This window comes from Pseudarthrobacter xylosi, from assembly GCF_055412765.1.
This window is the reverse complement of sequence record NZ_JBVAYT010000015.1, coordinates 16,625-40,326: the sequence shown is the minus strand read 5'-3', so window position 1 is coordinate 40,326 and position 23,702 is coordinate 16,625. Positions and strand designations below refer to the sequence as shown.

At 65.6% G+C, this 23,702-nt stretch carries 23 protein-coding genes; 6 read left to right on the top strand and 17 right to left on the bottom strand.

Annotated elements, in window-relative coordinates:
- Positions 1-481: 481 nt before the first annotated feature.
- The 3 genes from rpsN to rpmB are packed head-to-tail and all read right to left on the bottom strand — an operon-like array spanning position 482 to position 1,195.
- The gene (rpsN, locus tag ACZY1F_RS20695) at positions 482-787 is read right to left on the bottom strand and encodes a 30S ribosomal protein S14 (protein WP_026266887.1); all 306 of its coding nucleotides are present in this window, start codon (positions 785-787) and stop codon (positions 482-484) included.
- Positions 788-791: 4 nt separating this feature from the next.
- Positions 792-959 (bottom strand): 50S ribosomal protein L33, encoded by a 168-nt coding sequence (gene rpmG, locus ACZY1F_RS20690; protein ID WP_013602737.1) that lies wholly within the window; start codon positions 957-959, stop codon positions 792-794.
- On the bottom strand, positions 959-1,195 hold the full coding sequence (gene rpmB, locus ACZY1F_RS20685) for a 50S ribosomal protein L28 (RefSeq protein WP_056342125.1): 237 nt from the start codon (positions 1,193-1,195) through the stop codon (positions 959-961). Before rpmB ends, rpmG begins: the two co-directional genes overlap by 1 nt.
- Before the next feature lie 338 nt (positions 1,196-1,533).
- Between rpmB and ACZY1F_RS20680 the strand changes: the two genes are divergently transcribed.
- Genes ACZY1F_RS20680 through ACZY1F_RS20670 form a run of 3 tightly spaced genes read left to right on the top strand, consistent with a single transcriptional unit; the run spans position 1,534 to position 4,302 of the window.
- Entirely contained in the window at positions 1,534-3,009 is a 1,476-nt protein-coding gene (locus ACZY1F_RS20680; RefSeq protein ID WP_463944307.1) for a ferredoxin reductase family protein, read from the top strand.
- Positions 3,006-3,503, top strand: a complete 498-nt coding sequence (locus tag ACZY1F_RS20675; protein WP_463944306.1) for an FMN-binding protein — start codon at positions 3,006-3,008, stop codon at positions 3,501-3,503. Before ACZY1F_RS20680 ends, ACZY1F_RS20675 begins: the two co-directional genes overlap by 4 nt.
- Positions 3,504-3,558: 55 nt before the next feature.
- Entirely contained in the window at positions 3,559-4,302 is a 744-nt protein-coding gene (locus ACZY1F_RS20670; RefSeq protein WP_463944305.1) for an FAD:protein FMN transferase, read from the top strand.
- 42 nt (positions 4,303-4,344) lie between these two features.
- Here the strand turns inward: ACZY1F_RS20670 and ACZY1F_RS20665 are convergent, their stop codons facing one another.
- Both ACZY1F_RS20665 and ACZY1F_RS20660 read right to left on the bottom strand, forming a co-directional pair.
- Complete coding sequence (locus ACZY1F_RS20665) at positions 4,345-5,106, bottom strand: SGNH/GDSL hydrolase family protein (RefSeq protein WP_463944304.1); 762 nt, start codon at positions 5,104-5,106, stop codon at positions 4,345-4,347.
- Positions 5,107-5,181: 75 nt separating this feature from the next.
- A complete protein-coding gene (locus tag ACZY1F_RS20660) occupies positions 5,182-5,673 on the bottom strand; it encodes a MarR family winged helix-turn-helix transcriptional regulator (RefSeq protein WP_463944303.1) in 492 nt (163 codons plus the stop codon).
- An 82-nt stretch (positions 5,674-5,755) separates the two neighbouring features.
- Here ACZY1F_RS20660 and ACZY1F_RS20655 point away from each other — a divergent pair, with 82 nt between their 5' ends.
- Positions 5,756-6,043 carry a YciI family protein gene (locus ACZY1F_RS20655; protein WP_463944302.1) on the top strand — a complete coding sequence of 96 codons (288 nt, stop codon included), beginning with the start codon at positions 5,756-5,758 and terminating at the stop codon, positions 6,041-6,043.
- Between the two features lie 76 nt (positions 6,044-6,119).
- Here ACZY1F_RS20655 and ACZY1F_RS20650 read toward each other — a convergent pair whose 3' ends face one another.
- From ACZY1F_RS20650 to ACZY1F_RS20605, 10 genes are all read right to left on the bottom strand, one after another.
- Complete coding sequence (locus ACZY1F_RS20650) at positions 6,120-7,241, bottom strand: ABC transporter ATP-binding protein (RefSeq protein ID WP_463944301.1); 1,122 nt, start codon at positions 7,239-7,241, stop codon at positions 6,120-6,122.
- A 9-nt stretch (positions 7,242-7,250) separates the two neighbouring features.
- Positions 7,251-8,078: an ABC transporter permease gene (locus ACZY1F_RS20645; RefSeq protein ID WP_463944300.1), complete on the bottom strand. Its 828-nt coding sequence runs from the start codon at positions 8,076-8,078 to the stop codon at positions 7,251-7,253.
- Positions 8,065-8,949, bottom strand: coding sequence for an ABC transporter permease (locus tag ACZY1F_RS20640; RefSeq protein ID WP_463944299.1), 885 nt, complete (start codon positions 8,947-8,949; stop codon positions 8,065-8,067). Before ACZY1F_RS20640 ends, ACZY1F_RS20645 begins: the two co-directional genes overlap by 14 nt.
- Position 8,950: 1 nt before the next feature.
- Entirely contained in the window at positions 8,951-10,042 is a 1,092-nt protein-coding gene (locus tag ACZY1F_RS20635) for an extracellular solute-binding protein (RefSeq protein ID WP_463944298.1), read from the bottom strand.
- 244 nt (positions 10,043-10,286) lie between these two features.
- The gene (locus ACZY1F_RS20630; protein ID WP_463944297.1) at positions 10,287-11,123 is read right to left on the bottom strand and encodes an SGNH/GDSL hydrolase family protein; all 837 of its coding nucleotides are present in this window, start codon (positions 11,121-11,123) and stop codon (positions 10,287-10,289) included.
- Between the two features lie 99 nt (positions 11,124-11,222).
- Positions 11,223-12,263, bottom strand: coding sequence for a siderophore-interacting protein (locus tag ACZY1F_RS20625; RefSeq protein WP_463944296.1), 1,041 nt, complete (start codon positions 12,261-12,263; stop codon positions 11,223-11,225).
- Positions 12,260-13,087 (bottom strand): ABC transporter ATP-binding protein, encoded by an 828-nt coding sequence (locus ACZY1F_RS20620; RefSeq protein WP_463944295.1) that lies wholly within the window; start codon positions 13,085-13,087, stop codon positions 12,260-12,262. The genes ACZY1F_RS20625 and ACZY1F_RS20620 overlap by 4 nt, the downstream gene beginning before the upstream one ends.
- Before the next feature lies 1 nt (position 13,088).
- The gene (locus tag ACZY1F_RS20615) at positions 13,089-14,213 is read right to left on the bottom strand and encodes a FecCD family ABC transporter permease (protein ID WP_463944294.1); all 1,125 of its coding nucleotides are present in this window, start codon (positions 14,211-14,213) and stop codon (positions 13,089-13,091) included.
- Positions 14,210-15,349, bottom strand: coding sequence for a FecCD family ABC transporter permease (locus ACZY1F_RS20610; protein ID WP_463944293.1), 1,140 nt, complete (start codon positions 15,347-15,349; stop codon positions 14,210-14,212). The genes ACZY1F_RS20615 and ACZY1F_RS20610 overlap by 4 nt, the downstream gene beginning before the upstream one ends.
- 10 nt (positions 15,350-15,359) lie before the next feature.
- Positions 15,360-16,463 (bottom strand): iron-siderophore ABC transporter substrate-binding protein, encoded by a 1,104-nt coding sequence (locus ACZY1F_RS20605; protein ID WP_463944292.1) that lies wholly within the window; start codon positions 16,461-16,463, stop codon positions 15,360-15,362.
- A 211-nt stretch (positions 16,464-16,674) separates the two neighbouring features.
- Here ACZY1F_RS20605 and ACZY1F_RS20600 point away from each other — a divergent pair, with 211 nt between their 5' ends.
- The gene (locus ACZY1F_RS20600; protein WP_463944291.1) at positions 16,675-18,657 is read left to right on the top strand and encodes an MFS transporter; all 1,983 of its coding nucleotides are present in this window, start codon (positions 16,675-16,677) and stop codon (positions 18,655-18,657) included.
- Positions 18,654-19,205 (top strand): TetR/AcrR family transcriptional regulator, encoded by a 552-nt coding sequence (locus ACZY1F_RS20595; protein ID WP_463944290.1) that lies wholly within the window; start codon positions 18,654-18,656, stop codon positions 19,203-19,205. The genes ACZY1F_RS20600 and ACZY1F_RS20595 overlap by 4 nt, the downstream gene beginning before the upstream one ends.
- 79 nt (positions 19,206-19,284) lie before the next feature.
- Here ACZY1F_RS20595 and ACZY1F_RS20590 read toward each other — a convergent pair whose 3' ends face one another.
- Both ACZY1F_RS20590 and ACZY1F_RS20585 read right to left on the bottom strand, forming a co-directional pair.
- A complete protein-coding gene (locus ACZY1F_RS20590; protein WP_463944289.1) occupies positions 19,285-22,764 on the bottom strand; it encodes an ATP-binding protein in 3,480 nt (1,159 codons plus the stop codon).
- On the bottom strand, positions 22,761-23,702 hold the full coding sequence (locus ACZY1F_RS20585; protein ID WP_463944288.1) for a DUF4194 domain-containing protein: 942 nt from the start codon (positions 23,700-23,702) through the stop codon (positions 22,761-22,763). The genes ACZY1F_RS20590 and ACZY1F_RS20585 overlap by 4 nt, the downstream gene beginning before the upstream one ends.

Genomic DNA, 23,702 nt, shown 5'->3' with positions numbered 1-23,702 from the left:
AGCAACTTTTCAAACTTACCCGGTTTCCCGCCCCGACGCAAATCCATATTCCAGGACCCGCACCAGCAGAAAACACATCCCCACCAAACAAAGGCGCTCAAAAGAACAACCAACATTTGGTCTTGAATTAGGGGGTTTGGCCGCCCGCGGTAACCAGCTCTTCGCTGTTCCCCTCGCGGCGACTTAGAAAACAATACACCCACCCAACCCCCACCGCAAATCCACCCACACGCAAGGCCCCAACCCCGCCATTCCGGGCCCAGAGCCGGCATTGGCACCCAAAACCGGGCGCCGCCGTCGTACTTCAGTTTTGTGGGCTGCAGCACAACGGCTAATACAGCGCGGGATCTCGCCAAGCTCGGCCACCGGGCAGGGCTCGATCAACAGGAAGAGCACCACCACGGCAAGCCTTAAACGCAGAAGGACCGGCAACCAAACGGTTGCCGGTCCTTCTCAAGCAGCTGGAATCAGCGGTGCTGGATTACCAGGAAGACTTGGTGATGCCCGGGAGCTCACCGCGGTGAGCCATGTCGCGGAAGCGAACACGGGAGATACCGAACTTCTGGAAGGTACCGCGGGGACGGCCGTCGATGATGTCGCGGTTACGCAGACGGACGGGCGACGCGTTGCGGGGAAGCTTCTGCAGGCCGAGGCGTGCAGCTTCGCGAACTTCGTCGGTCGAGTTGGGGTCAACCAGAGCCTTCTTCAGTTCGAGGCGCTTTGCAGCGTAACGCTCAACGATGACTTTACGCTGTTCGTTCTTTGCGATCATTGACTTCTTAGCCATGTGTTTAGCGCTCCTCTCGGAATTCGACGTGCTGACGGATCTTGGGATCGTACTTCTTCAGAACCATACGGTCCGGGTCGTTACGACGGTTCTTCCGCGTCACGTAGGTGTAACCCGTGCCCGCAGTCGACTTGAGCTTGATGATCGGACGTACGTCCTTGTCCTTAGCCATTAGAGCTTCACTCCCCGAGCAAGGATGGCGGCGACGACAACGTCGATGCCGCGCACGTCGATGGTCTTGATGCCCTTTGCAGAAAGCTGCAGAGTGACGTTACGGCGCAGGGACGGAACCCAGTAGCGCTTCTTCTGAATGTTCGGATCGAACCGACGCTTGTTGCGACGGTGCGAGTGCGAAATGCTGTGCCCAAAGCCCGGCTCGGCTCCGGTCACTTGGCAGTGTGCTGCCATGACTTCTCCTCAAAAATTGAATGTAATGATCCGCATATCTGCTGCAGGATCATGCGGCTGAGTGCGACCCAAAGTGATCAGGGTGAACGGTTAGTCACGCAACTTGAGCCCCTAACTACCGGCTACCCTGGAGAAAATTACCGGGCCACCGGAGCAATTGCGCACGCTCCGCGCACTTAGCGCTCACCAAGTCTACGAGTTCACGCAATTAAAGACCAATCCGGGCTCGGACGGTGTATAAGGGCACCGCACCGGGGCCGCTTTTCAGCAGAGTATTCATAGCCGGCCAACCGGCAGTTTCACAGCTGAATGAAAGCTTTGAAGCTCACCGTTGAAGCATGACAACAAAGCTCCGTCCGGCTACCAGGGCTCCACGCCGCTCCGGTCACAATGATCCGCGCGCAACGCCGGGCCGCCCTCCGCGGACGGGTCGATTCGCCGGACAATATCGCCGGCGACGGCTCCGCACAGATGCGCTGACGGTCATCGCCTGGGGATCGGTGTCCGCCGCCGTGGCGTTGTGGCTGGCCGACGGCGGCGCAACAGTCATCAATTCGCCCGCCACCGCGTTTACAGCGTTGGGGATCGTGGCAGGTTTGGCGGGCATGGACCTGGTCCTGTTGATGCTCCTGCTGGCGGCCCGCATTCCCTTCGTTGACCGGACAATTGGCCACGACCGTGCCCTGGAATTCCACCGGTCGCTCGGCAAACCATCGTTGTACCTCCTGCTGGCCCATGGGCTCCTGGTCGCGGTGGGCTACGGGCTGGCCGAAGGCCTGGACCCCCTCAGCGAATCCGTTGCCCTCTGGGTCCTGGTCCCGGACATGTGGCTGGCCTATATATCCATGGCCCTGTTCATCGCCGTGGTAGCCACCTCGCTGGTGGCCGTCCGGCGTCGTTTCCCTTACGAATTCTGGTACGCGGTGCACCTGCTGACGTACGCCGCCGTCGGCACCTCCCTCCCCCACCAGTTCAGTGTGGGCGGGCTCTTCGCGGAGGGGACGTGGCAGCGCTGGTACTGGCTGGCCATCTGCGTCGCCACCGGCTTGGCCCTCGTGTACTTCCGCCTGGTGCAGCCGGTGGCGGCCTCGGCCCGACACCGGCTCACGGTCAGCCGCGTGACCATGGCGGCCCCGGGCGTGGTGAACATCGAGATGTCCGGGCTGCAGCTGGATCGGCTGGCCGGCAACGGCGGGCGGTTCTTTATCTGGCGCTTCCTCGCCCCGGGCCTGTGGTGGCATCCGCACCCCTTCAGCATGTCGGCCGAGCCGCTGGCGTCTGGACCTGTGCGTGGGTCCGCGCTTCGGATCACCGTCCGCAACCTGGGCCGCGGATCCGCGCAGCTTGCCAGGCTGCGGCCCGGCACCAAAGTCCTTGTGGAAGGACCGTACGGATTGTTCAGCACCGCGGCCCGGACGCGGGACAAAGTAGTGATGATCGGAGCAGGAATCGGCATCACACCGCTGCGCGCCCTTTTGGAAGACACCCCTTTTGCCCCCGGCGACGCCACTGTCCTGCTGCGGGGTCACAGCGAACAGGAGCTTTACCTTGGATCCGAGATCCTGGCGCTCTGCCAACAACGCGGAGCCGAATTATTCCATCTGACAGGTCCCCGGGCTTGGTGGGATGACCACAGCTGGCTGCCTGAGCCCGCCGCCCGCAACGGCTACAACATCCAGTCCTATGTCCCCCATATCGCCGATTCGGACGTCTACATCTGCGGCCCGGCAAGCTGGGCCCGGAACGTCATCGCCGATGCCCGGGCCGCGGGCGTCGGTCCGGAACAGATCCATCATGAAAGGTTCGACTGGTGAGGGCACGGGGAGCAGTTTCGGCGGCGCTGGCCTCGGCCGGCATCCTCCTGGCCGGCTGGCAGGCCGGTGCACAGGTAGCGGAAATCCGCAGCTCGGTCGCCGCCGCGCCGGCGGCAACCGGCACCGGAGGGACCGGCGCGGCCGGGTCCGGAAGTGTCGGGTCCACAGGAGTCCCCGGTGCCAGCGGAGCCTCCGGTTCCACCAAAGCGCCGGCAGCGGCCGGCACGTACGACGGCGCTGTGGTGTCGACGCGGTTTGGCTCCGTTCAGGTGCAGATCACCGTGCAGGCAGGGACCATTACCGATGTCACGGCACTCCAACTGACCGACGGCGACCGAAAATCAATCCAGATCAGCAACCGCGCTGCGCCCCTGCTCCGGTCCGAAGTCCTGGCCGCCCAGTCTTCCGAGGTCAAGACAATCAGCGGCGCCACCGTCACAAGCAGCGCCTACCTCACGTCCCTGCAGGCAGCCATCGATGCCGCGAACCTCTAGGAACCCCGGAATCCAGGCGGGCTGGCCACCAGTGAAAGCAAGGACATTCCGCAGCATGGGCACTGTCATCAGCCTGACCGTGCCGGTGAACCCGGCCGTGGAAGGGAACGTGCAGGAGGACGAACTGGCAGCCGCCACCGCCGTCGTCGAACGCCTGTTTCTGGACCTGGACCAGACGTTCAGCCTGTACCGTGCCGACTCTGAAGCGAGCACCATTGCCCGTGGCGAACTGTCGCTGCGGGACGCGTCGGCGGTCATGCGCGAGCGGTACAACGAGGCTCTGGGCTGGCGATTGCGCACCGAAGGTGCCTTCACCCCGGAAAGGCCCGACGGCGCGCTGGACCTTTCCGGTCTCATCAAGGCTTTCGCGATCCAGGAGGCAGCCACCTCGCTGCTGGCGCTCGGGCGTCCGGACTGGTGTCTGAACGCGGGCGGCGACGTGCTTGTGAGCGGTTCGCCGGTGCCTGGAAGCAACGCACCCTGGGATGCGGGCATCGTGGATCCCGCAGACCGTGGCGCCCTGCTGGCCTGCTATCCGCTGGGTCAGCGGCATGCGGCATTGGCGACCTCCGGCTCCACGGAAAGGGGCGACCATATTTGGGGCCGGTCCAGGGGCGCCTCGGCGTTCACCCAGGTATCGGTTGCGGCTGCGGACATCACGACGGCGGACGTCCTCGCCACGGCGATCGTGGCCGGCGGCAGGACGATGCTGGACAGGGCCACCGACGGCTGGGACATTGCGGTGCTGGCGGTTCTTGCGGACGGGGAACTGCTGGCCACACCGGGCTTCCGCAGCTAGGGAATTCGCAGCCAGGGTCTCCGCAGCTAGGGAATTCGGCCGCTAGAGGCGGCTGAACTGTGCGTACTTGGGCGCCAGGCCGTCACCCGAGGACTTGCCGGTGACACGGCGGACCACCCACGGCCCGGCGAATTCGCGGACCCAGCGGGCGTTGGCGCGGAGGGCTTCGGCCCGGTTCAGCTCGGGCACCGGGGTCATGGGCGGGACTTCGATCGAGTGGTCGTGCTCCAGGACGGTAAGGACCCGTTTGGCCATGTTGGCGTGCCCGGCGGCGGACATGTGCATCCGGTCCTGGGCCCACATGCCCCAGTCGTAGTACTCATTGAAGCGCCAGTAATCCACCAGCAACGCACCGTGGTCCCCGGCAATGCCCCGGACCAGTTCGTTGTAGATGGCGGTGCGGCCGCGCATGGTGCTGAAAACCTTGGAGCCGCGCGCGTCAAAGCCGGTGAACATCACCACGGTGGCGCCGGTGGCCGCCAGCTTGCGGATGCCGGCGTCGTATTCCGCCAGGAGATCGTCGATGTCGATCCTGGGCCGCAGAATGTCGTTGGCACCTGCGTAAATGGTCACCAAGGTGGGGTTAAGCTCGACGGCGGCGTCCACCTGTTCTGCCATGATCTGGCGGAGCTTCCTGCCGCGGATGGCCAGGTTGGCGTAGCCGAAGCCGGGATCCGCCGCGCCCAGCTGCTCCGCCACACGGTCCGCCCAGCCGCGGACACTGTTGGGACGGCTGGGGTCGTCATCCCCGACCCCCTCCGTGAAGGAGTCGCCAAGCGCTACATACCGGGTCGAAAAGTCCATAGCGTCAGTCTTTCATCTGTTGCCGGGAGCAACCAAGGCGGAGCCTGTCCGGACGGTGGCCGTCAGAGCGACGGCTTATTGCCGGTTTTCAGTCTCACGCAGGATCCAGTGGTCATCGTCCAGCCGGGCCACGATCTTTTCGCCGATACGGGCGAGGTCATTGACGTCGCGGTCGGTGAGGGCGTCCAGGAACTTGGTGCGGACTGCCTCCACGTGCCCTGGTGCGAGCGCTTCCAAAGTGGCCATCCCGACGTCGGACAGGTGTGCGGTGGTGACCCGGGCATCGCGGGGGTGCGGACGCCGCTCCAGCCATCCGCGTTTCTCCAGTTTGGAGACCACGTGCGAGAGCCGTGACAGCGACGAACTGGTGCGGGCGGCCAGCTGGCTCATCGGTAGGAAACGGCCCTCAGCTTCGGACAGCATGGCCATGACGTTGTAATCGAACAGGGACACCTTGCCGGCGGTGTGGAGCTGGTTGTCCAGGGCAGCCGGCAGCAACGTGTTGATGCTCAGGAGTGCCAGCCAGGCACGTCGTTCGTCGGCGTTGAGCCAGCGCGTTTCGGTCATGCGTCCATTCTAGAAGCAGAGCGTGGTTGAGCGTTCAAGTGACGCACCAGTACCCCTGGACCCGTCCGAGTAGGCTGGCTTTATGTTTGTTGTATCGCTGACCTACAAGGTGCCCGAAGACATTGTGGACTATCACCGCCCCGCGCACATGGCCTGGGTTAAGCAGGCGTTCGACGACGGCGTGTTCCTTGCGTCCGGACGACTGGTTCCGGCGGTGGGCGGCGTGCTGTTGTCCAAGGCCGACCGAACCACCCTGGATGCTGCGTTGGCCAGGGACCCCTTCTACAGCAACGGTGTGGCCGAGTTCGAGGTTATCGAATTCACTGCCACCACTGTGGCGGAGGGTTACGAAAACCTGCTGGACACCTAGGCCTCAGGCCACCCCGCTCCGGTAGGCGCAGGCCCCGGGAAACTGACCGGCATCCCCGGCAGTTCCCCGGGAGGACCTACTGCTCCAGAACCAGGAGCTGTGCCTTGTCCGGCTCCCAGGCGACGAACAGCTCCGCGTCGGATGCGGGCCGGCCCGACGCATCCGAACTGAGTTCGCGCACCTGCAGCTCGTGGCCGCCGGCGGTCAGCCGGTGGCGCACCGTGGCACCCAGGTTCGTCGAGGAGACCAGTGTTGCCCTCCCACAGTTGTCCGGGCTGGCCTCGGAGCTGAACTTAAGGTGTTCGGGACGGATGGACACGGCGTACTTCTCGCCGGTGACGCCGCGGTCGCGCACCCTTCCCAGGCCCAGGCCACCGAGGTCAACCAGCGCCTCGCCGTCCTTGCGTTCCAGGACGGTGCACGGGACCAGGTTGGTGTCGCCCAGGAAGCTGGCCACCCAGTCCGTGAGCGGGTGGTTGTAGACCTCTTCGGGCGGGCCCGACTGGACGATCCTGCCGTCCTTCATCACCACGATCCGGTCGGACATGGCCATGGCCTCGTCCTGGTCGTGCGTGACGAAAAGGACGGAAATGCCCAGGCTTTTTTGAAGGGTCTTGATCTCTTCCTGCATGTGTTCGCGGAGCCGTTTGTCCAGGGCAGCCATGGGCTCGTCCAGGAGCAGCGCGGCCGGGTTGAACACCAGGGCGCGGGCCAGGGCCACCCGCTGCTGCTGGCCGCCGGAGAGCTGGCGCGGCTTGCGGTCGCCCATCGTGCCCAAGCCCACGCGGTCCAGCGCGGTTTCGGCGCGTTGGCGCCGTTCGGCCTTGGGTACCTTGCGCATCCGGAGCGCGAACTCCACGTTTTCGCGGGCGGTCATGTGCGGGAAGAGGGCGTAGTTCTGGAAGACGACGCCGAGGTTCCGGTCCCGGGGCGGAAGCGCATCCACGGGCTTTCCGTCGATCAGAACGCTCCCGGAGGTGTGCTCCTCGAAGCCTGCCACCATCATCATGGTGGTGGTCTTGCCGGATCCGCTGGGTCCCAGCAGGGTGACGAATTCGCCGGGTTCCACCACCAGGTCCAGCTCGTCGACGGCAACCACATCGCCGTACGTCTTGCGGACCTGACGGAGTTCAATCGAACCTTGCGCGGACGCCGTCGTCCGGGTGCTTGCTGCTGCGGAAATCACTGAAGTAGTCATGGGCCTTCCTTAGTTTGGTGCGGACACGGCCAGCGGCAGCATCCTGGCGGTGGAACGCCGTTTGAGAACGAACATGACCTGGAACAGGAGCCCCAGGGTGGCCACGGTGACCAGCAGTGCCGAGGACACGGCGATCTTGGGGGTCAGGTTGAACTGGATGTCGGTGAACATTTTCACGGGCAGGGTGGTGGCACTGGGTGACTGCATGAACAGGGACATCACGGTCTCGTCGATGGAGACCGAGAAGGCGAAGAGCGCCCCGGAAACCAGCCCGGGCAGGATGACCGGCAGGTAGACGTGCCGGAACACGGACAGCCATCCGGCACCCAGGCTCTGCGCCGAATTGACCAGCGCCGGGTTCAGTCCGGCAAGGCTGGCGCGGGTGGTCAAGTACACGTACGGGGTGGCGATGACGGCATGCGCCAGGCCGATGGGGAGGATACTGCCCAGCACACCGAGCGAGATGAAGAACTGGTAGAACGCCAGCGCCAGCACCACGGTGGGGACGATCATCGGCGCCAGGATCAGCCCGACTACAGCCTGCTGCCCGGGGAATTTGCGCCCGTGCAGGCCGATCGCCGCCATCGCGCCCAGAAGCACACCGATCACGACGGCGATCGCTGCCGATTGGAGGCTGGCCGTCAGGGCCGAGGTCCAGGCCTTGTCGGCGAAGAAGCCGGCGACGGCCGCGAACGAGATCCCTTCGGGCGGGAACGTGATGTAGCGGCTGTCGTTGAGCGCAACTGGCACCACGATCGCCGTTGGCACCACCAGGAACAGGAACACCGGGATGGAAAGCAGCGTCAGCAGACGCTGACTGGGATTAGTTGTCTGCATGTTGGCCTCCTGCCTTGAGCACACGCTGGTAGACGGCAACGAGGATGCTGACCAGCACCGTCAGGATCACGGCCAGGGCCGCAGCTCCTGAGAAGTCCGTCAGCTGGCGTGCGTAGTAGTCGATCTGGTTGGCGATCATCATGTCCCCAGGTCCGCCCATTACCACCGGAGTGATGAAGAAGCCCGTGCTGATGATGAATACCAACAGTCCTGCCGCGGAGATGCCGGGCGCACTGAGCGGCAGGGTGATCCTGCGGAAGATCGAGGCTTCCTTGGCTCCGAGCGACCGAGCCGCCAGGGCCAGCCGGTCATCGATGGATGTCAGCGACGAAAAGATGGGGAACACCGCGTACGGCAGCAGGCAGTGCACCATGCCGATGATCACGGCCAGGCGGTTGTGCAGCAGCTCGATGGGACCATCGGTGAGGCCCACCGCCTGGAGGAAGGAGTTCACGATGCCGTTGTCCTGCAGGAGCACGGCCCACGCGAAGTTCTTCACCAGGATGCCTGTCCAGAACGGCAGGAGTACCACTGCGAACAGGATCACGCGGGTCACCGTGCCTGAATGCCACAGCACCAGGGCGATCACGTAGCCGAGGACCACTGTAACGATGGTGGAAGCCAGGCTGATGCTCAGCGTGTTCACCAGCGAGCGGATCACCAGGGGGTCTTCGAGGACCCGCTGGTAGGCGTTGCCGGTGAAGCTTGAGCCCACCAGTTTGCCCAGCGGGCTGAGGAACAGCAGGACATCAAAGGCCAGGATCGGGGCGAGCAGCAGCCACCAGCCGGTTCGCCGCCGTCGGGGTTTCTGCTGCTCCGACGCCGGGGCGCGCCCCTCCGGACGGGCCCGTTGCAAGGTCGCGTTGCTCATCTCAGCTGGCCTGCCACAGCTTGAACTGCTGCTCGGTCTTCTTCAGGTTCTCCGACCACCACTTGTCGTCGCGGACCAGGATCTTGTCAGCCAGGCGCGGACTGGTGGGCAGCGTGTCCGCGACTTCCTTGGGCAGCTTGGACAGCGCCGGAGTGTTGGCCAGCGTCAGGTTGGTGACCTGGTCGAAGGCGGCTCCCGCATCGGCGTCGTTGGACATGAAGTTCATCAGCTTGAAGGCGGCTTCCTTGTTCTTGGCCCCCTTCGGCACCACGAAGTAGTCGCCGGCGAGGACGGCGTTTTCCGCACTGAAGTTCAGCTTGGCGCCGTCGTTGCGGGCCGCGTTGATGCGGTTGTTGAAGCTCGTGGACAGCGAGACCTCGCCCGAGGTGAGCTGCTGGATGGGCTCCTGGTTGGCCGCGTGGTAGAGCAGGCGGTCCTTGCCGGGATGGTGGCCCAGCACGCGCAGGGCCCGGTCGACGTCGAGCGGGTAGATCTGGTCAAACGGCACGCCGTCGGCCAGAAGCGCCGCCTCCAGGACAGAACTGTCCGAGAGCTGGTTATAGACCGAGCGCTTGGTGTCGTACTTGCCCTGGTCGAAGAACTGCGCCCAGTCCTTGGGGGCCTGCGCATCGGGGATGGCCTTCTGGTCCCAAGCCATCACAAACAGGAAGCTCAGGTACTTGATGCCATACTCGGCCTTGGCGTAGCCGGGAAGGCCCTTGTCACTGATGATGTCGTAGTCGAACGGTTCCAGAAGGCCTTCTGCCACGGCCGTTTCGTATTCCGGGGCGGTGATTTCCACGAGGTCCCACTGCACGTCGCCGGACTGCACCTGGGCCTTGAGGGAAGCCAGGCTGGTGTTGGCCAGCAGCGTGGTTTGGATCCCCGACTGCTTGGAGAAGGGGTCCAGGATGGTCTGGGTCAGCTGGTCATTGTAGGAACCGCCGTAGGACGTGACCGTGACTGTCTTGTTGGCTGCCGCAGTATCTGCAGGCTTTGCTCCGCAGCCGGACAGCGCCAGGCCTGCGAACGGGGTCAATGCTGCTGCTTTCAGGAGTTTCCTGCGGTCAAAATGAAGGGAACTGTCAGTCATTGCGGTGGCGCCTCTCAAGGCTGTGGCCCGCCCGGCGCACGCCAAAGGACGCCGTGTGCCGAGGGGCAGGGTGGGGATTCCACGTTCACGCTGGGATCCCGTCGGCGGCGGTTCTCGCCCCGAACGGTCCACGCAGCGCTGAGCGGACTTAACTGACGGGTTGAGTCGCCGTCAGTGCCGCAACAGTATCTGTGATGTTGCACACAAGTCAACAGTTGTTACAAAATCAGAGCTTTTGGCAGCCCTAAAGTCTCACGTCCCGGTCCATCAGCTTCTTCAGCCCACGTTTCCGCGGCACTTTGACGGGTTCCGGCCAGCGCGGCGCCAACGTATCCCCGAGCGTGACGCCCCTGATTTTGCGGCCGAAGAGCGGCAGCACCCAGTCATTGACCCAACGCCGCTGCCGCTGCTCCCACTCCCGCAGGCTGAGCCGGGCCGGCGGGTCCCAGTCCTTCGGGCGGATCTTGTGCGGCACCCCGAGCTGGTCCAGGACCTGCCCGGCGAGGTACTTATGGCCCGCCTTGGACATGTGGAGGCGGTCCGTGTCCCACATCCGACGGTCATGGAAGGCGTCCAGGCACCAGTAATCCACCAGGATTGCCCCATGCTTAGCGGCGATCTCGCGGACCCGCTGGTTGTAGACGGTGTTCCGCTTCTTCAGCAGCTCAAGGACCGCTGATACTTTGACGTCGAAGCCGGTAAACAGGACCACAGTGGCCCCACTCCCGGCAAGCTGCGCCACGAGGCTTTCGTACTCGTCCATCAGGGCGGCCATGTCCGTGCCAATGTCCAGGATGTCGTTCCCGCCGGCATACAGGGTGATCAGCGCGGGTTTCATGGCGAGCGCCGCCTCCAATTGCTCGCTGATGACGTGCCGCAGGCGCTTGCTCCGGATCGCAAGATTGGCATATTCCCAGCCCGGCTCAGCCTTGGCCAGCTTCTCGGCCACCCGGTCAGCCCACCCCCGCACGCCGTTGGGCAGCCGCTCATCCCGGTCCCCCACGCCCTCGGTAAAGGAATCCCCGAGGGCAACAAAAACACGCCGCCCATTCCGCGCAGGCAGTAAGGGAGAGACATCCACTCGACCAACCTAGCCACCCAAAACAACGCCAGGGTTAACGCCAAGCAACAGCAAGTGAGAGAGCGATTGCGAAAAACCCGCAGGAAGTGAGAGAGCGTCCTAGAGCTCGGCCTTGCCCTGCCGCCAGTACCCCATGAAGGCAACCTGCTTGCGGTCGATCCCGACGTCGCGCACAAGGTAACGCCGCATGTCCTTGATAACGGCGGCCTCGCCGGCGATCCAGGCGTAGAAGGGCATGGCGCCGGCCGGCATGGCGGGGTTCTTGGTGGCCTCGATTTCGGCTGTCTCCATCCGCGCGGGCGTCTCCCAGAGGATGTCCACGTCCACGTTGACGTCTTCGGGCTCCGGGCCCGCGCCGGCGTCGGACGCTTTGATGCCCACCCAACCGGGAACGGGGATTGCGGTGCGCACTGCCTGCTGCAGCAGCTCGCCGTGCGGGCGTGAGCGGCCTATGGCGGCGCCGCGGGCAAGCCAGGTGATGTCGATGTCGGCATCCGTCTTGAGGTCGAGGAAGTCACCGGCCTCCGGTACTTCCAGGAGGGCGTGGCCGGTCATGTAGGACGGCAGGCTTTCGAGGATGGCGGAGATGGCGGGAATGGCGGTTTCATCGCCGGCGAGCAGGACGCGCTGGGCCATTCCGGGCCGCCACTCGATGCCGCCGTAGACCTCGGCGGTGTAGCACTGGGCGGCGCGGTTGTTGGGGCCGATGAGGGTGATCGAATCGCCCGGTTTGGCGTTCAGGGCCCAGTTCGCGGCCGGACCGCCGTGGCCGTCGGCGTCGAAGTGCATCACGAAGTCAACGTCAATTTCCGGGTAAACGGCATCAAGCCGGGACTGCCGGACCGTGTAGGTGCGCATGGAGCCGCGCACGGCGGGGTCCATGGCAAGCCATTCCCGGTACCAGCCGGCCTGCTCCATTTCGAAGACCGGCAGGGGCAGCTGCGTGCCGTCCTCCGCCAGGGAAGGGATCATTAGTTTGATCCGCAGATCAAGGCTGTCGCCGTTAACGCCGAAGTCCCGCAGCGAGTACCCGCCGAAGGTGATCCGGCGGAAGTTGGGGCTCAGCTCCTGCACCGAGGAAACGGTCACCTCGAAGGCCAGGGTCATGGGCTCGGTGGCGGCGATGTCGCGGGTCTTCATGAAACGAGCTCCAGTTCGGTTGCGGTGCTGTGGTGGCGGCCGATGGGGATAATCAGTGGCGTGCCGGAGACAGGATCGGGAATTACCCGGGACTCAAGACCGAAGACGTCCCGGACCAATTCCTCGGTGACAACGGCTATGGGGTCGCCCAGCGCCACAATCTCGCCGCCCTTCATGGCGATGACGTGGTCCGCGTAGCGTGCTGCCAGGTTCAGGTCGTGCAGGACGATGGCCACGGTGGTGCCGCGCTTGCGGTTCAGGTCCGTGACCAGGTCCAGGACTTCCACCTGGTGCGCCAGGTCCAGGTAGGTGGTGGGTTCGTCAAGCAGGAGTACGTCGGTTTCCTGGGCCAGCGCCATGGCGATCCAGACGCGCTGGCGCTGTCCGCCGGAGAGTTCATCGACGTTCCGCTCAGCGAGTTCCAGCGTTTCCGTCGCTTCGAGCGCGCGCTGCACGGCGAGATCATGGTGCGACAAGTCACCCGTGCTCCAGCTGCGGAAGAAGCCCTGGTGCGGATAGCGCCCGCGGCCCACGAGGTCGCGGACGGCGATGCCGTCCGGCGCGGTGGGGTGCTGCGGGAGGAGGCCCAGGGTGCGCGCCAGTTCACGGGCCGGGCGGGAGTGGATGTCCTTGCCGTCCAGGGTCACCGTGCCAGCTGCCGGTTTGAGGAGGCGTGACAGGCCGCGGAGGAGCGTGGACTTGCCGCAGGCGTTGGCGCCCACAATCATGGTCACCTTGCCCTCGGGGATTTCTGCCGTGAGGCCGTCCACCACGCAGCGCTGGTCGTATTTGAGGGTGAGGTCCTGGGCGCTAAGAACGGCCATGTCAGGCATCCTTTCGGTTGGCCGTGACCAGAAGCCACAGCAGGAACGGGGCACCGAGCGCGCCGGTGATAACTCCGACGGGCAGCACGGTGCCTCCCAGCAGCAAGGGGGCGAGGTTGGCCGCGACGTAGTCCGCGGTGAGGACAATCAGCGCACCCACCAGGGCCGATGCCGGGAGGCTGGCTTTTCGGGTGAAGCGCCGGGCGATGGGACCGGCCAGGAAGGCGACGAACGAGACCGGCCCGGCAGCCGCCGTCGCCACCGCGGCGAGTGCGACCGCGGTGACCACCACGGCGAGCCGGGTGAACCCAACGCGGATGCCCAGCCCGGCCGCGGCGTCGTCCCCGAGTTCCAGGATGCGCAGCGGCCCGGCAAGGGCGATGACGGCTGGGACCAGGACCAGCAGCGCCAGTGAGAGCATGCCCGCCCGGTCCCAGTTGGCGGAGTTGAGGGAGCCGTTGAGCCAGACGAGTGCGTCGGCTGCCGTGCGGATGTCCGCGCGGGTCATCATGAAGTTGACCACCGCGTGCAGTGCGGCGGCGATGCCCACGCCGGCCAGAATCAGCCGGTTACCAGCGGCGTTCCCCCGGTTGCCACCGCCGGAGCCCAGTGACGGCCCGCGGGAGATGGCGTAGATCAGCGCTGCGATGCCCAGCGCACCGCCAAGGGCCGCGCCGGACACGGCGGGACCGGTGGCGCCGAAGATCACCATGGCGGTGACCGCGGCCGCGCTGGCACCGTAGCTGATGCCGATCACATCCGGGCTGGCCAGCGGGTTGCGGAGCATGGTCTGGAAGAGGCCGCCCGAGAGGCCGAACGCGGCGCCGATCATCACGCCGATGACGGCCCGGGGCAACTTGTTCTCCATAACGATGAAGCTTGCGCCGGGGATTTTCTCGCCGCCGGTCAGGTGCCCGATGAGGATCTTGAAAAAGTCCGGGACAGTCACGGTGTAACTGCCCAGGAGCACGTACACGGCGAACATGACCACAACGGCGAAGGCCAGCGCGGCGGTCCGGTTCAGGATGATCCGGCGCAACAGGGACGCGCGAACGTACAGATGAGGCCCTGTTTCCGACGCTTTAAGGGCACTATCTGTACGTTCGTGCTTTGTGGAGGTGGTCATAGCCCGGCCCCCTTGCCGCGGCGGATGAGCCAGACGAAGACCGGCGCACCAACAAGTGCCGTCATGATGCCGGCCGGAACCTCGCCGGGAAGCAGCACAACGCGGCCGATAATGTCCGCGCCGAGCAACAGCGCCGGGGCCAGCACCAGGGAGAACGGCAGGATCCAGCGGTAGTCGGGGCCGGTGAGTGAGCGGACCGCGTGCGGGACGACCAAGCCAATAAAGCCGATGGGCCCCGCCAAAGCCGTCGCGGAGCCGCACAGGAGCACGATGCCCAGAGCTGTCACGCCGCGGGTCACGCCCACACGCTGGCCGAGGCCGCGGGCAACGTCATCACCGAGCGCGAGGCTGTTGAGGATGCGGCCGGTGCCAAGAATAATAAGTGCCCCGACGGCCAGGAACGGGAGGCCCGGAAGCACCACCGCCCAGTCGCGGCCGGAGATTCCGCCCACCTGCCAGAAACGGAAGCGGTCCAGGGTGTCCTGGCTGGAGACGAGAATGACGCTCATCAGGGAATACAGCCCGGCGCTGAGCGCTGCGCCGGCGAGGGCGAGCTTGACCGGCGTCGCGCCTTCCCTGCCCATGGACGCGACGAGGTAAACCACGACGGCGGCGGTTCCCGCGCCGATGAAAGCGAACCAGATGTAGCCGCTCAGGGAGGTGACGCCAAAAAGGTAGATGCCGGCGACCACGGCCAGAGCCGCTCCGGCGTTGACGCCCATGATGCCCGGATCTGCCAGCGGGTTGCGGGCAACGCCCTGCATGGCGGCGCCGGCCAGGCCCAGGGCACCGCCAACCAGGATTCCGAGGACAGTGCGGGGGATGCGCGCGTGGACCACGGCGTGGTCGCCATTGGTTGCGTCGAACTGGGTGAGCGCCTGCCACACAGTAGCCAGGGAAAGGCCCCTGGCGCCGATGGCCAGGGACGCGGCGGCTAACAAAGAAAGCACGACGACGGCAGCCAGCAGCCAGGCGGCTTGCCTGGTTCTGGCATTCCCGCCGGCGCCAGCCCCTCGACCGGCGCGAGCCAAACGACCGGCGCGAGCGGACACTTGAGGCCCTCGTTGCGACCCGATCGGGGCCCCAAGTGTCCGTTCGCGCTGTCCGGCGGGTGCCGCCGTCGTACTTTCCGTCATGGAACGGTGCCTACTTCACTGCAGCGGTGACGTTGTCCGCTGCGCGGCCGAGCTGCGGGAGGAACGTGTCCAGTGCCCACGGCAGGCTCAGCGGCGAGGAGGCGGAGATTGCCAGGACCAGGCTCTTGTCCGCGTCGGCAACGAACGCGCCGTTCTTGACGGCGGGAATCTGGCCCAGCAGCGGGTCGGCCTTGACGGCATCAGCGGTGGCGGCATCCTCAACCGAGCTCAGGAAGATATCGGCCTCAAGTTCATTGGCCTTCTCGGCGGACCACTTCACGAAGAATTCCTTGGAGCCGGCGGATGCCTTCTCGGCCACCGGGGCCAGTTTCATCCCGATGGCGGAGAGGAACTTGGGACGGTTGTCGTTGGCGGTGTAGAAGCCCGTGGACGTGAGGTCTGCGGGATCGGCGTAGCCGTAGATGAAGCTCTTGCCGGCGATCTGCGGGTACTTGGCACCTTCCGTCTTGACGGTGGCCTCAGTATCGGCGATGAGCTTGGTAGCCTCAGCCTCCTTGCCCAGCGCCTTGCCGATGATGGAGGTTGAATCCTGCCAGGAGGTTCCGTAGGCAACCTCAGGGTGGGCCACCACCGGCGCGATCTCATTGAGCTTTTTGTAGTCCTCTTCGGTCAGGCCGGAGTATGCGGCCAGGATAACGTCCGGGGTGAGCTTGGCGATCTCGGTGAAGTTGATGCCGTCGGCCTCGGAGAACTGGACCGGGGCCTTGTCGGAACCGAAGCTGGCTCCGAGCTCTTTCAGCGCCGCATCCTTCCACGGGGTGGAGCCCTGCTCGTTGCCGCCCCATTCGTTCTTGGGGACGCCCACAGGCACAACGCCAAGGGCCAGGGCAACGTCGTCGTTGACCCAGGAAACGGTGACCACGCGCTTGGGCTGTGCCTTGATGGTGGTCTCACCGAAGACGTGCTTGATGGTGACCGGGAACTGCGAGCTGGTGGAGCTGGAGGTGCTGGCTTCCGAGGTGGAGGACGCGGGGCCAGTGGAGCAGGCGGACAGCGTGAGTGCCGCGGCGGCGAGAACGGCAGTTGCCTTGCCGGCTGATTTGAACAGCGTGCGGCGGGTGGCGCTCGAGCCGGAGAAGAAGGGGGAAGTCACGGAACTCCTTAGGTGAATGATGCGAACCTAAGTAAGGGTAGCCTAGCCTGCCCATAATTAGAAAAGCTTTGTATTGCGTAATTGATTGTGTGACGCAACGAATAGCGAGAGGTCATTGCAGGCGGGGGGTGAACGGTGGTTCACTATTAAGGGGTAAACGTGCGTTCACCGCGCGAGCCACCGCCCCAAAGTCCACACCTGAAAGCACCTGATGCCGCGTTCCAACGCCAACACCAAACGGGGTCCGTCCCCGTCCGCCATCACCGCCGTCCTGGCCCTTAGCGGCACGGTGGTAGCCCTCATGCAAACCCTGGTGGTGCCGCTCCTTCCGGATTTCCCCCGGATCCTGGGCGTCACCGCCGACGACGCCTCCTGGCTGGTGACCGCCACCCTGCTCGCCAGCGCCGTGGCAACGCCCATCGTGTCCCGCAGCGCGGACATGTACGGCAAACGCAAGATGATGGTGGTTTGCCTGGCGATCATGGTGGTTGGTTCGATCATTGCCGCGGTTGGCGGATCCTTCCTGTGGCTGGTCATCGGCAGGACGCTCCAGGGCTTCGCCTCGGCACTGATTCCGGTGGGCATCAGCATCATGCGCGACGAGCTGCCCAAGGAGAAGATGGGCTCCGCGGTTGCCTTGATGAGCGCCACGTTGGGAATCGGCAGCGCGATGGGCCTCCCCCTGGCCGGAGTACTGTACGAGAGCCTGGGGTGGGCCTCGATCTTCTGGGTCTCCGCTGCCGCCGGAACCCTGCTGCTGGTTGCCGTGGCGCTGGTGGTCCCGGAATCCAAGGTCCGCACGGCCGGGCGCTTCGACTACGCAGGAGCACTGGTGCTCTCCGCAGCCCTGGCCGCCCTGCTGCTGGCGATCTCCAAGGGCGGCGCCTGGGGCTGGGGATCGGAGCCGGTGCTGCTGCTGTTCCTTACCGCCGCAATCCTGCTCGCCGCATGGGTCCCGTATGAGCTGAAAGTCAGCCAGCCGATGGTTGACCTGCGGACATCGGGACGCCGGCCAGTCCTCATGACCAACGTGGCCTCGCTGCTCATCGGCTTCGCCATGTTCGCCAACATGCTCCTCACCACCCAGCAGCTCCAACTGCCCACGTCCACGGGCTACGGCTTCGGGCTGAACGTCATCACCGCAGGGCTGTGCATGGTCCCGTCCGGGCTCGCCATGGTGATGTTCGCGCCTGTTTCCGGACGCATCATCCGGGTCTTCGGCGGCAAGTCCGCGCTGATCGCCGGCGCCAGCGTGATGATTGTGGGCTACGTGAGCCGCGTCTTCTTCTACGACTCCATCGCGTGGGTGATCATCGGTTCAACCGTAGTCAGCGTGGGCACGGCCATCGCCTACGCGGCCATGCCCACCCTGATCATGGGCGTCGTGCCGATCACCGAGACCGCCTCCGCCAACGGGCTGAACAGCCTGGTCCGGTCCATCGGCACCTCGACGTCGAGCGCCGCGGTTGCCGCGGTCCTCACCTCGGTCAGCATGAGCGTGGGGGCCGTGCAGCTTCCGTCCTTCGAGGCTTTTAAGGACGTATTCTGGCTGGCCGCTCTGGCGGCGGCAGCATCGGTGGTCGCGACCGTATTCATCCCGAAGGCCACGGCAGCCCACCGGCCGTCCGCCGGTGACGCCGCTGCCGCCCTCAAAGCGACCGAAATCGTGGTGCAGGGGCGCGTCCTTGCGCCTGACAACCGCCCTGTCACGCCCGCCGTCGTGACCGTCCTTCAGACGGCCGGCGAGCCTGTGGACTGGAGCCGGGTGGACACGGAAGGCAACTATTCGGTGGCACTCCCCGGCGCCGGGAAGTACCTCATGGTGACCAATGCCGCGGGCTGGGCGCCGGTGGCCGAGGTCTTCGACTTCGACGGCCACACCCGGCACCAGAACTTCCTGCTTCGGGACCGGCTGGAGATCGGCGGACGAGTCACCGCCGGCCGCGAGGCTGTGGCCGGCGCGGTGGTGACGCTCCTTGAGGCAGGTGGCGGTTATGTGGACACCACTCTTTCGGACGACGACGGTGCGTATGCGTTTCCGCTGCCCCACGCCGGCCGTTACGTCGTGACCATGGTGGATCCGGCGACACATCAGGCCGCGGCACGGAAGCTCGCGGTGGACAACCGCAACGTCACCGTTGACCTCTCCGCGCCGTATGTGGAGGACAAGTCCACGGCGTCGGTGGGCGCATGAGCAGCCCAAGCCACGACGCGATCTTCAGCGCCGCCGGACGCCTTTTCGGTGAACGCGGCTACCGTGCGGTGACGGTGCGGGACATTGCCGCGGACGCAGGTGTTTCGGCGGCCCTGGTCATGAAACTCTTCGTCTCCAAGGAAAAGCTCTATGCCGCCGTGCAGCCGGACGAGTCGCTGCTCACCGAACTGGAGGTCCCGACGTCGGAACTGGGCAGGGCACTCGTGTTCCGTGTGTTGATGCGCCGGGAACGCGGAATGCAGGAGCCGTGGGCCATCATCCCGTTCGCCGTGCTGGACTCCCCCGACCCCGAGGCCGCCCGGACAGATATCCGCGAACGCTACGTCGCTGCCATTGCCCGGCTCACCGGGGACACCACACCGGAGCGCCGGTTCGCCTCCACCGTGGTGGCCCTGATGACCGGCTTCGGCGAGACCGTCCGCACCCTGGACCTCTTCGACGGCTGGGACTTTGACGAGCTGGTGGGACACTACGGTGCAATCGTCCAGGCCCAGATCGACGCCTGCGCCGCTGCCACCAACCAATAACAACGCGGGGTCAGATACGGCCCATCCCGGAGGGAATTATGGGCGCTAAGTGACCCCGCGTTGGGTCAGGCAAGAAGGGTCAGCGGAGCACGATGTCCACGGGGTTCGCCTCGGACCGCCACTGACCTTCCGCGCCGGGCCTGGGCCGGATCACCGGGGCGGTGAGCACGCCGGAGCGGTTGGTGCGTTTGTCCCGCAGGATCTCGGTCACGGAGCCCAGGTGCCGGGACAGGTCGATCACGTTCTCCGGTGCGGCCAGCAGCAGCTGGAATCCGAACTCGTGCAGCGCCTTGATCCCGGCGCCGGCGAATTCCTCGGAGGCCAGCACAAAGGCCTCGTCCATCATCACCGTGCCGTAGGTGGTGAACCCCTGCTCGGCGATGCCCAGCTGGTAGCTCAACGCCGCGGCCATAATGAACGCCGTGAAGCGCTGCCGCTCGCCACCGGACATGGAGCCGGTATCTGCGTGCATATAAACGTCGGTCCGCTTGCCGCCGCCCTTCTTGGCACTCTTGCCGCCTGACGGCGAACCGGTCACCTCCCGGTGCTCTTTGCACTGGATAAACAGGTGCCCGCGGACATCCAGCACTTCGGCACGCCAGCGCCGGTCCTCCGGCGTGGGCGAGCCGAGCCGCTTCACGAGCGTTTCGAGGGTCTTATACCGGGCGGTGAGCTCGGCGTCCTCGCCTCCCCCGGTTTCCGGGCCGGAACCCGCACGGGCTGGCCTCGTGTGCCGGGCCTTCAGTGCGTTCTGGATAGCGTCCTTGAACTGCTTGGCCGTGGCCGGCAGGGTCTGCTTGATGTCCAGTTCCAGGAAGCTGCCCTCATGGAAATTGACCTCGGACAGGATGCCGTTGAGCGGCAGGATACGGCTTGTGATGGACCGCCGTTCCTCGTCCAGCAGGTGCAGCAGCGTGCTGAAGGATTCGTGCGTGCGCTGGTTGAAGAACTGCCGGAACTCGGACTCCTGGGCGGGCAGGCCGTCGCTGATGATGGCGTGGTAGCGGCCTTCGAACTCCCCCGCCGCCCCGATGGAGGTGCCGTGGTCCGCGGAGATCGCGGAGCCCCACTCGCGCACAAAACCCTCGAAGATCCGGGTCAGCCGCTCGGAGGTTCCCTGCCCGCGCGTTTCGGCGGCGTGCAGCTCCCCGAGCAGCTCCGTCCGGACGCGGTTAGCCAGGTTGTCCAGCTCATGCATCTCAGTGACGTCGCCGAAATCGGTGAAGTACGGTTCCAGCGCAGTGACGGTGGCGTCCGACGGCGGCACTTGCGCCAGGCGGGCACGCGCGGCTTCCAGCAGCGAATCGGCGGCGCTCATTTGCCGGTCCAGTGCCTTGTATTCGCTTTGCAGGACGGCTGCGGCTTCGGTGCTGGCCTGGTGCTTCTCCCGCGCGGTTTCGATGTTGGCCCGCAGCGGTTCCAGGTCGGCCTGGGCCGCGAAGGCGTCCTTGAGCCGCTGTTCAATCCTGGCGAGTTCATCGGCGGCGACGGCAGCTGAGACCTGTTCCCAGTGCCGGTGGTCCTCGGCGATCCGGCGGAGGGCATCGAGCTGCCGGCTCATGCCCTGGTGCGACTCTTCACGGCTCTGGGCCAGCTCGGCCGCCTTGGCGAGTTCCTGCTGCAGGTCCTCCACCTGGGCGGCCACGAGTTCCAGCTTGGCGGCGTTGTCGAACCCGAGCACGTAGTCCTGGCGGCTGGTGAAACGGTCGTCCTTCTCTACCGTGTGCCGGTTGCGTTTGACCACACCGCCCAGGCTCAGGCCCTTGTCCAGGGTGGCCAGCTCGTTGGGGTCCTCGACGCACGGGTAGGCGAAATCGAGGGCGATCCGCTCCCGGATCCATTCCCCGGCGTCCGCCACCGCACCGCTGGCGAGGATGTCCAGCTTGGTCAGGAGGTCGCCGTCGTGCGCGTCCTCCACGGCGAGGGCGCCGCCCGCGAGCGGCTTGGATACATCCACCGCGCGCAAGGCGCCACGTACCTTGTTGTCGTTCAGGTAGCGGGTCACCGCGGCGAAATGTTCGCCGGGGACCAGCAACGTGGTGGCAAGGTTCCGGAGCGCGCGCTCCGCGGCGGGCCGCCACTGTTCCTCCCCTTCGGCGAGGTCCATCAGCTCGCCGCCGAACGGCATCCGGTCCTCAGGAACGCCGGTGGCCGCAGCGATGGCCGCACGGTTTTCAATGCTCGACGGCGGCAGCAGGGACTTACGCGTCTTCAGGGACAGCAGCTCCTGCTGGGCTGCCGCCAACTCACGCTTTTTGGTGGCGTGGCCGTCGAAGGCTTCGAAGCGGAGCTCCTGCAGGGCCTGCGAGTCATCCTTGAGCTCGGCCGACCTGGCGGCAGCCTGCTCGTGGGCCTGTTCCCAACCTTCAGCGGTCCACTCCAGCTGCAGGCCGGCGTCGGACAGCGCCTTGCGGGCCGCTTCCTCCACCTGCTCGCGGAGCCGCAGGCCCACCTTGGCGTTGTCCAGCGACTGCTCGATCGCGGAGATCGCGTTGCCGCCCTGGTTGTTGTAATCGGTCTCCAGCTGGCGCAGTTCCTTGGCCAGCCCGTCGCGCACCGAGCGTTCCGCGCCCAGCTCCTTGGCCTTCACCTGGGCCAGGTCCTTGAACCGGGCCAGGGTCTTCTGGTGCACCGTGACGGCGAGCTGCTGCTTGTAGGCTTCGAACTCCTCGCCAGACAGCTCGCGGAGCCGGTTCGCGTCCAGGAGCGACTGCGCGTACTCCTTGTTCAGCCCGGGGACGGGGGCCAGCTGGTCCCGCTGCTGCCGCACGTCCTCCAGCCGCTGCCGGATGGACATTAGGTTGCTGAATTCCTCCACCACGTCGTCCGCCGCGGCCAGCGTGGCCGGGGCGTCCAGGACCTGGTCGCGGAAGAACGTATTAACGCTGCCGCCCAGGCCCTTGCCGGCCTGGATCACACGCAGCAGCGGCAGCGCCTGGTCCGAACTGATGCCCAAGAGGCGGCGGAAACGCTCCGCGAAGGCCTTGTGGACATCGAAGATCTGGGCGTCCGGGAAGATCGTCTCCAGCGCAGCCTTAGTGAAGCGCTTTTCCGCGATGTCCTCGATGGCCGGCAGGTCCAGCGGCTTGCTGTCGATCACGTAGAAACGCCCAACACTGGACTCCGTGCCGTTTTTGGGCAGGTCAAACAGTGCCGACACCGTGATGCGCGTGCCCGCGGCGTTATCGAACGTCAGGGCGACGGCGGACCAGGTGGCACCCGGGCGCTGGAACGCGCTGGCCGAGCCTTCGCCCACGGCTTTGTCGCCCACCTTGCCGCGCATGTACGTGAACGTGGTCCGCTTGTCCTCCACAGCACCGCCGGCACGCTGGGCCGCGGCTTCGTTGGAACGTGGCCTCGCGTCAAACACCCGCAGCATGGCATCAAACAGCGTGGACTTACCCACGCCCGAGTTGCCCGTCAGCAGGGTTCCGTTGCGGTCCACGTGCATGGTGTGGGCCCCGTGGAACGTCCCCCAGTTGACCACCTGCACTAAGGCAAGGCGCATCTGGCCGGGGTTCGTGAGGTCACCCATCGGCAGCATGGTTGCAATGCTCATGCTTCTACCCCCTCGGTGGTTGCGTGCGCGGCGCCACCGGACACATGCTCTGCATGCTCGCTCGTTCCTCGCTTAGACGCATGCTGCCGCATGTCCCCGGTGTCGTCGCTGCTGTCAGTCACCGGATCGTCGTTCTCAGCACCACTGTCGCCGTCGAGCTCTATAAGTGCTTCTGTGCCTGTGGGGTCTGTGGTGGCGGCCACCAGGGCTTCGATTTGGGCCGGGATGTCACCGATGTTTTCGAAGGGGAGGGCCAGGGGAAGGGCGTTGGAGATCGTGTAGACGTCGTCCAGGCCGGTGGTGAGGAGCAGCTGGCGGGCCAGGAGCTTGGTGATGGCCCGGGCGACCACGTCCGAATCGCGCAGTGCGTCCTGCTGTCCGGCGGGCTGATAGTGGGCCACGAGGTCGGCGATTTCCTCGCGGGTGATGGTGGCATCGGTCTGGGCGGTGACGTGGCGGTCCAGCAGCATCCGCAGGCGGAGCAGCACGATGGTCTCCACCCGGCTCAGCGCACGCTGTTGGCGCAGGATGCTGGAGCGGCTGCTGCCGCCGATGGCCTCAGGATCCACCGGGCGCAGGACGGCGATCTTGCGTTCGTGGTCCACCTGCAGGGTCAGGAACAGCTCGGACAGTCGGCTGCGCAGGATGATCTGGTTGTCCAGCAGCGTGGTCCACAGTTTCTCGTCGCGGCCGCCGTCAACGTACGGACCCTTGAGCAGCCTGACCAGCGCCTGGCGCACCTTCATGGACAGAACACCGGTGTCGCCGGGAAACAGTGCCGCGCCGTCCACAAATGTGTCGCGGGGCGAAATGGCGAAGGGCCGGGTTTCGACAGGCTCAACCACCGGAACTGCAGGCTCAACCACCGGAACTGCAGGCTCAACCGCCGGTGCGGCTTCCTCAACGGGAGGTGCCGCCGTCGTAATCTCTTCAGTCAT